Origin of the sequence: Romboutsia lituseburensis, from assembly GCF_024723825.1 — a bacterium.
Lineage (GTDB): Bacteria > Bacillota > Clostridia > Peptostreptococcales > Peptostreptococcaceae > Romboutsia_F > Romboutsia_F lituseburensis_A.
On the sequence record NZ_JANQBQ010000001.1, the window covers coordinates 1,587,792 to 1,599,482 of the forward strand.

The window sequence follows — 11,691 nt, forward strand, 5'->3', positions numbered from 1 at the left end:
ATATACAAAATCTTATATAAACTAGGGGGGACTAATCTTATGGAGCCATTATTTTTAAATCCATTATTTATGGATAGGATTTGGGGAGGTACTGCTTTAAAGGATAAATTCAATTATAACATTCCATCTAAAAATACAGGCGAATGTTGGGCTATTAGCTCTCATGAAAATGGAGACTGTACAATATCAAATGGTGAGTTCAAAGGTATGACATTATCTCATTTATGGAACAATGAAAAGCATCTATTCGGTAATGTTAATAGTGATAAATTCCCATTATTAACTAAAATATTAGATGCAAATGATAATTTATCTGTACAAGTTCATCCAGATGATGAATATGCAAATATAAATGAAAGTGGAGAACTTGGAAAAACAGAGTGTTGGTATATAATAGATTGTGACGATGATGCGGAGATGATATTTGGTCATAATGCTAAATCAAAACAAGAATTAGTTCAAATGATAAGTGATAATAAATGGGATGATTTGCTAAAAAAAGTAAAAATAAAAAAGGGAGATTTTTTCTATGTTCCTAGCGGAACAATACATGCATTATGTAAAGGTACTTTAGTTTTAGAAACTCAACAAAATTCAGATACAACTTATAGGGTATATGACTATGATAGAAGAGATAATAACGGCAACAAGAGAGAACTTCATATTAATAAATCAATAGATGTAACTACAACTCCTCATAAGGTTCCTAATAACGTTTGCAGTAAAATTTCAGATAAATCTTTTGAATTAACTACTTTTGTTGATAATAATTTTTTTAGTGTGCATAAATTAAATACTTTCGGAAAATGTTCATTTAAACACGATAAACCATTTTCTTTATGCAGCGTTTTAGATGGTAAAGGTTCTTTAATATGTAATGCTAAAGAGTATCAACTAAATAAAGGATGTAATTTTATAATACCTGCGACAATTGATAATTTCAATTTGCATGGTGATTTAGAAATGATTATTTCTCACATATAATCTTCTTAAATAAAACTGACTTATTTTTTTAATTTGTCAGTTTTATTTTATAGTTAATTAATCATTATTATATACAATTATATAATTATCATATATATAAAATGCTCCATTATACTTATAACATACATTATTTTTATTATCTACTATACGCATAAATTGAAAATATTTTTCATATTCATCTTCATACCAGTGAAAGCTTATTATATATCTATTATTTAAATAGTCAGCAAAAAAAGTATTTTTTTCTTTTTTTATTGTTATATTGTATTCATAAGGATAAATAGATTCTATTTTTATATAATCTTCGTAATCATATTCATAACCAATCTCTTCACAATAATATATTTCTCCGTTATATTTTTTATGTTCTATTCGTTTTATTTTTGTTATTTCTAAATTACTTTTATGAACTTTGTATATATCTTCTATTTGAGTTTTAAATTTTTTTTCTCTAAAGTAAATAAACTCTTTATCCATACATAAGTACCTAACCCAACCATCTATACATCTTTTTTTAATTTCTATAAAATTCAAATCTTCAATATTATTTTTAATTCCCTTTATAAAATCATTTAATTTTATGACATATAATGCTTCACATTCAATATTATCTTCAATGTCTTTTTTATTTTTAAAATATTCATATACATCCATTTCATATTCGTAATCTTCCATATAAACTTCATTAAAAATTAAATATTCTTCATTATTATAATTATAAACATCCAGATAATTATTATTATACCTTAGCCCCTCAGAAAATTTTGTATCTTTTATTTCATATATCTTATTTTTCTCTAAATCACATAAATTCATTGTACATCTAAAAATATCATCTGTTTCTGTAAAAAACAAAAAATAACGATTATTAATAGTACTTGGTATAGCCTTAGATAATTTGTTTACATTCAATTTATGTGTATCTTTTAATTTATTAGAGTTTTTTTCTATAATTTTAACTTGCAAAATATCTTCGTTACTCATATCTATAATTATAATTTCATTATTATAATATCTATAAAATTGTGTAACTTCATCTGATTTTTCAGTTGTATAATTATAAATTTCTTCGATCTTATTACTTTTAATGTCATAACTATTTATAGTATATTGTACGTCTTCTTTATGATGTTCATTAACAAATATAATTTCATTCTTATCACAACTTATTATTTCAGATAAGCATGTATATTTCGTTATGTCTAAAATTTTTAAATCCTCCATAATTATCCCCCTTATTTTATAATTTTATTTATATATTTTTATTATCCAAATATTTTCTAAAATATGATATGTCAATTTAGTATTTTTACACATAAAAAGGACTGATTATGTAATCAGTCCTTTAATTTATAGTAAAGTTTAATTATCTAGCGTTTCTAGCTTCTTTTATCTTAGCTGCTTTACCAACTCTACCTCTTAAGTAAGTTAATTTAGCTCTTCTTACTTTACCTTTTCTAGTTACTTCTATCTTTTCTATTCTTGGAGAATGAACTGGGAAAGTTCTTTCTACTCCAACATTGTAAGATATTTTTCTAACAGTGAAAGTTTCTTTTATTCCTCCACCTTGTCTCTTTAATACTACACCTTCAAATAACTGTATTCTTTCTCTTTTTCCTTCAACTATTTTAACGTGTACTTTAACTGTGTCCCCAGGTCCAAAGTTAGGAACTTCGTTCTTTAATTGTTCTTGTTCTAATGATCTTAATAATTCGTTCATTTTCGTCCTCCTAGTATCATAGACATTCTTAATTACTGACCAGTGTAACAGAGGAATGCCCGTTTATTTTTTCAACAAATAAGATTATACTATATATTACTGTTATTTACAAGCTTTTTTGTACAAATCGGGTCTTCTTTCTTTGGTAATTCTAACCGATTCGTCATGTCTCCACTTTTCTATATTTTTATGGTTACCAGACAACAAAACATTTGGAACTTCTAGATTGTTAAACTCTCTAGGTCTTGTATAATGTGGATATTCTAGCAAGTTATCTTTAAAAGATTCCTCCTCAAAAGACTCATTTTGATTAAGTACACCTGGTATAAGTCTAGATATTGAATCTATCAATATAAGAGCTGGAAGCTCTCCTCCTGTTAATACATAATCCCCTATCGAAATTTCATCTGTTACAATTAAGTCTATAATTCTTTGGTCCACACCTTCATAGTGTCCACAAAGTAGTATTACATCATCTACTTTAGAAAATTCTTGGGCTATGGTTTGATTATGTACTTTACCCTTAGGTGTTAAATATATAACTCTAGGTTCTTTTATATTATGAGTGTCTATTATGTGCTTATATGTATCATATATAGGTTGAGGGGTCATTACCATACCTGCTCCTCCTCCAAATGGATAATCATCCACTTTCTTATGTTTATTAGTAGAAAAATCTCTAATATTATATACATATACTTCTATTTTTTCTTTTTCCACAGCTCTCTTCATTATACTCTCACTCATATAAGAGTTAAATATCTCTGGAAAAAGCGTCATTATATGAAATCTCATATCTTCTCCTAGTCTAACATACCTTTTATAGGATCTATTATCATTTTTCTTTCGTTCATATCTATTGTAGGTACAAATTTCATTACTGCAGGTATCATAATTTCTTTGTTATCTTCTCCCTTTATAACATAAACATCATTAGCTGCGTATTGTAGTACTTCAGTTAATACACCAACATGCTCTCCAGCTATAGTTTCTACATCCATACCTATCATATCAGCTATGAAATATTCTCCTTCATCTAGATCTCTACTATCTTCTCTAGATACATACATGAACTTATTTCTTAACTTTTCAGCAGCTTCTACAGTATCTACACCTTTAATTTTCATTATTACCATGTTTCCTTTTAATCTAACTCGTTCTACTTCTAATAGGTTTTCACGGTCTTTACCTAAGTAGAAAGTTTCTAGTTCATCAAATCTATCTATATCATCAGTATAGCTATATACTCTTACTTCCCCCTTTAATCCTTGAGTATTAACTATTTGTCCTATTTTAAAGTGTGTTAATTTCTCCATGAACATTCTCCTTATAACTTTAATTACTCTTATTTTATATATTATTTTAAATTTTATAACATATATTATTTATATAAATTATTATAACTTAATGTATACCGTTAGTATATCTATTAAAATTAAACTAATTTTATATATTATCAATTGTGATTATATACAAAAAGGATTAGGTATATACCTAATCCTTTTATACTATCTCAAGAGAAACTTTAACATTTTCTCTATTTGCAGCAGATTTTACGACAGTTCTTATAGCCTTAGCTATTCTGCCCTGCTTACCGATAACCTTTCCCATGTCATCTTGAGAAACTGTAAGTTTTAAGACTATTTCGTCATTTACTTCACTTTCCTCAACTACTACACTTTCAGGATCATCTACTAGAGCTTTAGCTATGTCTAAGACTAGCTCTCTCATATACTCATCTCCTAATTAAAAAAATTATTTTTTAGAAGCTTCGAATTTTTCCATTACTCCGTTGTTAACTAATAAAGTTTTTACAGTATCAGTTGGTTGAGCACCATTTGATAACCACTTTACAGCTTTTTCATCGTTTATTTTAACTTGCTTTGGTTGAGAAACTGGATTGTAGTATCCTATTTCTTCTATGAATTTTCCATCTCTTGGAGATCTTGAATCAGCTACTACTATTCTGTAGAAAGGCTTTTTGTTTGATCCCATTCTCTTTAATCTTATTTTAACTGCCATTACAGTCACCTCCGAAAAATTTTTGTCTATTGTTTATTTATTTAAAGAAAGGAAGTCCGGCAAAACCGCCCCTTTTCTTCATACTTTTTTGCGAGCCTGTAAACATCTTCATCATTTTCTTCATCTCATTGAATTGTTTTATCAGCCTGTTTACATCTTGGACACTTGTTCCGCTTCCTTTTGCTATTCTTTTCTTTCTAGAAGCATTTAAAATACTAGGATTTCTTCTTTCTTCTACTGTCATTGATTGTACTATGGCTTTTGTTCTTTTCATTTCCTTGCCATTTAAATCAACATCTCCAAGTTGGTCTTTAACATTTCCCATACCTGGAATCATTCCTATTATTTTATCAAGTGGTCCCATGTTTTGTATTTGTTCCATTTGTTCTAGAAAATCTTCAAAATCAAGCTCTTGTTTCTTAATTTTTTGTTCTAACTCCTTAGCTTTTTCCAAATCTAAAGTTTCCTGAGCTTTTTCTATTAAACTTAGTATGTCACCCATACCTAAGATTCTAGATGCCATTCTATCTGGGTGGAAAGGTTCTAAGTCATCTAACTTTTCACCCATACCTATGAACTTTATAGGTTTTTGAGTAACAGCTCTTATTGAAAGTGCTGCCCCACCTCTAGTATCACCATCTAGTTTAGTTAAAACAACTCCATCAACTCCAAGTGCTTCATTAAAGCTTTCTGCAACATTAACTGCATCTTGACCTGTCATAGAGTCTACAACTAAAAGTATCTCATGAGGCTTAACTTCACTTTTAATATTTTTTAATTCATCCATTAAAGTTTCATCTATATGAAGTCTACCTGCTGTATCTATTATTACTAAGTCATTATTATTTTTTAAAGCATGACTTAAACCTGCTTTAGCTATATTAACTGGACTTTCTTTGTCACCCATGTTGAATACTGGTATATCTAATTTTTCTCCAACTACTTGTAACTGCTTTATAGCCGCTGGTCTATAAACGTCACAGGCAACAAGTAAAGGCCTTTTACCTTGCTTTTTAAAATATCCTCCAAGTTTTCCAGATGTAGTAGTTTTACCAGCCCCTTGAAGACCAACCATCATTATTACTGTTGGTGGTTTTGGCGATATCATTACTTTACTAGATACATCTCCCATTAAACTTGTAAGTTCTTCATTTACTATTTTTATTACATGTTGAGCAGGAGTTAAACTTTCCATAACTTCTTGTCCAACACATCTCTCTTGAACCTTTTTTATAAAATCTTTAACTACCTTAAAGTTAACATCTGCTTCTAATAAAGCAAGTTTAACTTCTCTCATAGCATCTTTAACATCTTTTTCAGTAAGCTTTCCTTTAGATTTTAACTTACCAAGTGCTCCTTGTAGTTTATCAGATAATCCTTCAAATATCATTTTAACATCTCCCTACATATATCTTCTATATTTTCTAGCTTAGGGATTAAATTAGCACAAACTCTATTTTGCAATAAATTTTGCTTAATGTCAACAATTTTATCTTGTATATTTCTGACGTTTTTTTCCTGTTCTTGAAGTTTAGCTACTAAGTTAAGTTTTTCTTCATAATCTTTTAGTATTTTTTCTGAACGTTTTAACGTATCATATACACCCTGTCTTGATACATTTAAATTTTCACTAATTTCACCTAAAGAGTAATCTTCTTCATAATATAAAGATACTATTTCTCTTTGTTTATCAGTAAGTAAGTTTTTGTATTGTTCAAATAACAATCCAATCTCAACCATTTTTTCTATATTCATCTCTTGCACTTCCCAGTGTTTTACTGTAAAGGTTATTTACTTTACACATTGTATTTTATATCATACAGGATGTATTGTCAATATTTTTTTAATTCTGTTGTGTACCTATTTTATAAATATTGTTAACATTTTAGAGTAACTACTATTTAATTCCCAAATAAAGCATCAGAGAATGATTTTGCATCAAAATCTTGTAAGTCTTCTACTTTTTCACCTACACCTATAAGCTTAACTGGAACATCAACTTCACTCTTAACGGCAAGTACAACTCCACCTTTAGCAGTTCCATCAAGTTTTGTTAAAACTATACCCGTTATATCTGCAACTTCTTTAAATGTTTTAGCTTGAACTACTGCATTTTGCCCTGTTGTTGCATCTACCACTAATAATACTTCTTTTTTAGCCTCTGGAAACTCTCTATCTACTATTTTAAATACTTTTCCAAGCTCATTCATAAGATTAGCTTTATTATGAAGTCTTCCTGCAGTATCACATATTAGTAAATCAACATTTCTAGCTTTAGCAGCCTTAACAGCATCAAATACTACTGCACCTGGGTCTGCACCTTCTTGATGTTTTATTATATCAACATTACTTCTAGATGCCCACACTTCTAATTGTTCTATAGCTGCAGCTCTAAATGTATCTCCAGCAGCTAATAAAACTTTTTTACCTTCTTGTCTGTATCTGTTTGCTAATTTACCAATTGTAGTTGTTTTTCCAACTCCATTCACACCAACCATAAGTATTATAGTAGGAGAATGTTCGACATCTAATGTAGAGTTATCATTTGTTAATATATTTTCTACTATAGTTTTTAATTCAACTCTTACATCCATAGGGTCTGTTATTTTCTTTTCTTTTATTTTATCTCTAAGTTGCTCTACTATATCCATAGTAGTATTTACTCCAACATCTGCAGTTATTAATATTTCTTCTAATTCTTCTAATAGTTCCTCGTCTACTTTCGTATATGATTTTAAAACATCATCTATTCTATCTGTTATTCCTTGTTTAGCTTTTGTTAAACCTTGTTTTAATCTATCAAATAAATTAACTTTTTTATCTTTAATGTCTTCTATAGGCTCTTCTTTTGCTTCTTCAATGTCTTCAATAAGACCTTCTTGTTCTTCCTCAATGTCTTCTATAATTTCTTCTTTAACTTTTATTCCAGCGTCATTAACATCTATTTTAGATTCATCTATAACCTCGCCATCATCTATTAATTTTTCATTATCATTTTCTATATTATTTACTTCATTTTCTTTAATAATATTTTCTTCTACTATTTCATCTTTTATATCTTCCTCACTAACAACTTCTTCTGCATCTTCATTTTCTTCAATATAACTTTCATTTTGTTTATTTTCAACTTCATCTATTGTTTTATTTTCTTTAGCTTCCTCACTTACTTGCTCTTGGTCTTTTATATCTTCTATTGATTCATTTGTTTCAACAGACTGATCTTGTACTTCTTGATTTTCCTCTTTTTTCTTACCAAATTTAAACAACTTCTTAAACACTTTATTACCTCCTAATTGTTACTATAAACTCAAACTCAATTTAGTTTATTATAATCTAAGTTATTACAAAATTAGTGATCAAATAACCCTTATCTTTTCTAATAAATATTTGATCACTAATCAAGTTAAATTACGTCAGTTATTTCCTCTGCTTCATTTAGTTTTAAACTTAATACTTTTGAAATTGCTTTTTCCTGCATTGTTACTCCATAAATGTAGTCAGATGCCTCCATAGTTCCTCTTCTATGAGTTACTGATATAAATTGAGTATCTTTAGATAGCTCTTTTAAAAATTCACCAAATCTAAATATGTTGGCATCATCTAAAGGAGCTTCTATTTCGTCTAAAATACAAAACGGTGTTGGTTTGGCTATTAATATAGAGAACAGTATACTAATTGCTGTAAGAGCCTTTTCTCCTCCAGATAACAAGTTTAAATTTTTCATTTTTTTACCTGGTGGTTGTGCTGTTATTTCTATATCACTTTCTAATATGTTTTGTTCATCTAGTATAGTAAGCTCTCCATATCCCCCACCAAATAATCTTTTATAAACATATTTAAAGTTCTCATTTATTTCTTTAAATTTAACTTTAAATTCAGATTTCATATTTTTTTCTAGGTCTGATATAAGTTTTTCTATAGCTTCTATAGACTGTTCTAAGTCTTGCTTTTGTTCACTGTAAAAATCGTATCTCTCTTTAACTTCTTCATACTCTTTTATAGAATCTATATTTACATGTCCAAGACTTCTTATTTCTCTTTTTAAACTTTCAAGAAGCTTTTTATCTATCTCAATTGAATCATCTTTTATAATTAAAGCTTCTTCTATTGTCATTTCGTAATTTTCAAACAACTTATTTGTATATGTCTCAATAGTTGCTTTTAGCCTATCTAGTTTGCCTTGTACTTTAAACAAACTTTCCTTTAAATCCATATGTTGTCTATTTATTGTTTTTACATCTTTATTAGTATCTTCTAATTTTTGTTTTAAACTTTCTTTAACAACTTTTTTATTTTCTAAATTTCTAATATTATCACCCAGTTGTTTGTTTAAACTTACTTTTTCTGTTTGCTCTATGATAATATTTTCTTCTAATTTAGATGTTTCTATTTGTTGTTGTTTTAATAGTTCATCTGTGTTATTAAATTTTAATTCTAATTCTATATTTTCATTATTAATCCTATTTATTTCTAATAAAATATTTTCATAAACTTGATTATATTTTGCTAGTTCTAAATTTAAGCTACCATGTTTTACTTTATCATTTTCATAGGTTCCACTTGACTCTTTAACTTGTGTTGTCAATTTTAAAATTCTATCTTTATTATTTTTATGATTATTTTCAAGTGAATCTATCTCTTCTTTTACCGAATTAGTTCTTTCAATAGTAATATTTTGATTTAATTTTAGCCCATCTTTTTCATTTTGTAACTTATTTAAATTTTGTTTAAGTACTTTTATTTCGTCTTCTATCCTGTTTATTTTAGAACCTTGAATAATTATATCTTTATCTATTTCTTTGATATCTAGTTCTAAGTCAATTATATTATTTTTTAATGAAGAAATTTTTTGATTGTACTCTTCCTTTTTACTTAAAAGAGTTTTAATTTCATTTTCTTTAATTTTAATTTTTTCACTATACTCACTTATAAGCCTTTTTCTAGATAAAATATTCACGTTAGTTCTAAAACTTCCACCTGTTAACGACCCACCTGGATTTAATATTTCACCTTCTAATGTTACAACCTTATACTTATGTCCTGTTTCTTTAGCAAACTTTATACCATTATCTATGGTGTCAATTACTATTGTTCTACCTAAAATATTCTCTAATATGCTTTTATACTTCTCATCATAAGATAAAAGATCACTAGCAACACCTATACACCCAGTGTTACTTTTAATATTATTTAAATTGATTTTATTTGGTTTTATTATACTTAAAGGTAAAAAAGTCACTCTTCCTAAATTATTTTGCTTTAAATAATTTATAGCCATTTTAGCACTATTTTCATCATCAGTTATAATATTTTGCATATAAGCACCTAATGCAGATTCAATTGCTTTTTCGTATTCTCGACTTACACTTATAACTTGTCCTAAAGCACCATGTATTCCTCTTAATGATTTATTCTTTAAAACTTCTTTTACACCTTTATTGAATCCTTCATTATGATTTTCCATTTCAATATATACAGTAAGCTTAGAATTATAATTATTTAAGCTATACTTATTATCTTGAATATTTTTATCTAAATTTTCACTTAACTCATTGAACTCTTTAAGTTTTTCTATATTTTCTTCATATATATTTTTTATTTTTCTTAAATCTATATTTTTAGAATCAAAATTTTGGTTACATTCTTTTAAATGTTCACTCTTTTGGTTTAATTCTTTATTTATTTCATTTATATCTAAATCTATTGTTTCTGTTCTAGAATTTATATTATCCATATTAGCAGTTAAAGTTGATAACTTACTAGAAGCTTCTTGTTTTTTATTTAAAATATTTATAATGTCATCTTTTAAATTCTCAAGTTCAGTATTTATAGAGTCAATTTCTTCTTTTTTATTTAAATTAAGTTTATTTAATGATTCTATATCTTTGTTTAAAGAATTAATTTTATCTTCATTATTTATCTTGTTATCTTGTAATTCTTTTAAATTAACATCATTAAATTTAATCTTTTCTTTAATTTCTTCACATTCTTTAAAACATCTTTCAATTTCATGCTTATAATTTTTTATTCTCTCATTTATAATGTTTATTTGAGAATCTTTTTTAGATATAACTGAATTTATACTATTTATATAATCTTGAGCTTTGCTAATAGACTCATTTATATCTTCTATTTCTTTATTTGTATCATTAAATCCATTTTCAGCTAGTTCTTTTTGTTTTTCAGTTTCTATTAGTTGATTTTCTAATAACTGACTATGTTTATTTATCTCATTTAGCTCTCTTTCAAGCTCTTCTATTTCTCTTATGTAACTATTTACCTCTATTGTTTTTAATTTTTCACTTATCTCTAAGTATTTATTAGCCTTTTCTTGTTGTATAAAAAGAGGTTTTAATTGATTATCTATTTCTATATAAATATCATTTATTCTTTCTAAGTTCTCTTTAGTATTTCTTAAGTTTTTTTCAGCCTCTTGTTTTTTATATCTAAACTTAGATATACCACAAGCTTCATCAAATACTTTTCTTCTATTAGCTGGATTATTACTTAAAATTTCATCTACTTTACCCTGTTCAATTATAGAGTAACCATCTTTTCCAATTCCAGTATCTAAAAGTATCTCTTTTATATCTTTAAGCCTACAACTTTTATTATTTAAAAAAAACGAGCTATCTCCGTTTCTATATGCTCTTCTTTTTATTGTTATTTCATTAAAATCTAAATCTAATTTATTATCGCTATTATCTATAGTAAGAGCAACTTCACAATAATTCATTGCCTTTTTGCTATCTGTTCCTGCAAATATTACATCTTCTAATTTTTCGCCCCTAAGACTCTTAATACTTTGCTCTCCTAATACCCATCTAACAGCATCTGATATATTACTTTTTCCACTTCCATTAGGCCCTACTATTGCAGTAATACCTTCATTAAATAATATATCTGTTTTTGTTGGGAAGGATTTAAATCCTTTAAGTTCTAATCTTTTTAAGTACAATTTGTTC

The 11,691-nt window shown here is 27.0% G+C and carries 11 protein-coding genes; 1 reads left to right on the forward strand and 10 read right to left on the reverse strand.

Annotated features, from left to right (window positions below; translation table 11 throughout):
- Positions 1-39 precede the first annotated feature (39 nt).
- Entirely contained in the window at positions 40-984 is a 945-nt protein-coding gene (manA, locus tag NWE74_RS07710) for a mannose-6-phosphate isomerase, class I (protein WP_258242636.1), read from the forward strand.
- A gap of 57 nt (positions 985-1,041) precedes the next feature.
- On the opposite strand, the gene NWE74_RS07715 is transcribed toward manA, so the two are convergent.
- The 10 genes from NWE74_RS07715 to smc form a co-directional block, all read right to left on the reverse strand.
- Positions 1,042-2,208, reverse strand: coding sequence for a hypothetical protein (locus tag NWE74_RS07715; RefSeq protein ID WP_258242637.1), 1,167 nt, complete (start codon positions 2,206-2,208; stop codon positions 1,042-1,044).
- Positions 2,209-2,350: 142 nt separating this feature from the next.
- The gene (rplS, locus tag NWE74_RS07720) at positions 2,351-2,704 is read right to left on the reverse strand and encodes a 50S ribosomal protein L19 (protein WP_092725986.1); all 354 of its coding nucleotides are present in this window, start codon (positions 2,702-2,704) and stop codon (positions 2,351-2,353) included.
- Between the two features lie 102 nt (positions 2,705-2,806).
- Complete coding sequence (gene trmD, locus NWE74_RS07725) at positions 2,807-3,499, reverse strand: tRNA (guanosine(37)-N1)-methyltransferase TrmD (protein WP_258242638.1); 693 nt, start codon at positions 3,497-3,499, stop codon at positions 2,807-2,809.
- Positions 3,500-3,507: 8 nt separating this feature from the next.
- Complete coding sequence (rimM, locus tag NWE74_RS07730) at positions 3,508-4,020, reverse strand: ribosome maturation factor RimM (protein ID WP_258242639.1); 513 nt, start codon at positions 4,018-4,020, stop codon at positions 3,508-3,510.
- Positions 4,021-4,207: 187 nt separating this feature from the next.
- Positions 4,208-4,435: a KH domain-containing protein gene (locus NWE74_RS07735; protein ID WP_258242640.1), complete on the reverse strand. Its 228-nt coding sequence runs from the start codon at positions 4,433-4,435 to the stop codon at positions 4,208-4,210.
- A gap of 24 nt (positions 4,436-4,459) precedes the next feature.
- A complete protein-coding gene (rpsP, locus tag NWE74_RS07740; RefSeq protein WP_071119726.1) occupies positions 4,460-4,726 on the reverse strand; it encodes a 30S ribosomal protein S16 in 267 nt (88 codons plus the stop codon).
- A 37-nt stretch (positions 4,727-4,763) separates the two neighbouring features.
- Positions 4,764-6,116: a signal recognition particle protein gene (ffh, locus tag NWE74_RS07745; RefSeq protein WP_258242642.1), complete on the reverse strand. Its 1,353-nt coding sequence runs from the start codon at positions 6,114-6,116 to the stop codon at positions 4,764-4,766.
- On the reverse strand, positions 6,113-6,481 hold the full coding sequence (gene ylxM / locus NWE74_RS07750; protein ID WP_258242643.1) for a YlxM family DNA-binding protein: 369 nt from the start codon (positions 6,479-6,481) through the stop codon (positions 6,113-6,115). The genes ffh and ylxM overlap by 4 nt, the downstream gene beginning before the upstream one ends.
- A gap of 146 nt (positions 6,482-6,627) precedes the next feature.
- Positions 6,628-8,004: a signal recognition particle-docking protein FtsY gene (ftsY, locus tag NWE74_RS07755; protein ID WP_258242644.1), complete on the reverse strand. Its 1,377-nt coding sequence runs from the start codon at positions 8,002-8,004 to the stop codon at positions 6,628-6,630.
- Positions 8,005-8,129: 125 nt separating this feature from the next.
- Positions 8,130-11,684, reverse strand: a complete 3,555-nt coding sequence (smc, locus tag NWE74_RS07760; protein WP_258242645.1) for a chromosome segregation protein SMC — start codon at positions 11,682-11,684, stop codon at positions 8,130-8,132.
- Positions 11,685-11,691: the final 7 nt, after the last annotated feature.

What these genes read in the sequence shown, in the direction of transcription:
- rplS (WP_092725986.1), bottom strand. Translation starts at nt 2,704, where the DNA reads ATGAACGAATTATTAAGATCATTAGAACAAGAACAATTAAAGAACGAA.
- trmD (WP_258242638.1), bottom strand. Translation starts at nt 3,499, where the DNA reads ATGAGATTTCATATAATGACGCTTTTTCCAGAGATATTTAACTCTTAT.
- rpsP (WP_071119726.1), bottom strand. Translation starts at nt 4,726, where the DNA reads ATGGCAGTTAAAATAAGATTAAAGAGAATGGGATCAAACAAAAAGCCT.
- NWE74_RS07735 (WP_258242640.1), bottom strand. Translation starts at nt 4,435, where the DNA reads ATGAGAGAGCTAGTCTTAGACATAGCTAAAGCTCTAGTAGATGATCCT.
- ffh (WP_258242642.1), bottom strand. Translation starts at nt 6,116, where the DNA reads ATGATATTTGAAGGATTATCTGATAAACTACAAGGAGCACTTGGTAAG.
- NWE74_RS07715 (WP_258242637.1), bottom strand. Translation starts at nt 2,208, where the DNA reads ATGGAGGATTTAAAAATTTTAGACATAACGAAATATACATGCTTATCT.
- ylxM (WP_258242643.1), bottom strand. Translation starts at nt 6,481, where the DNA reads ATGAATATAGAAAAAATGGTTGAGATTGGATTGTTATTTGAACAATAC.
- rimM (WP_258242639.1), bottom strand. Translation starts at nt 4,020, where the DNA reads ATGGAGAAATTAACACACTTTAAAATAGGACAAATAGTTAATACTCAA.
- manA (WP_258242636.1), top strand. Translation starts at nt 40, where the DNA reads ATGGAGCCATTATTTTTAAATCCATTATTTATGGATAGGATTTGGGGA.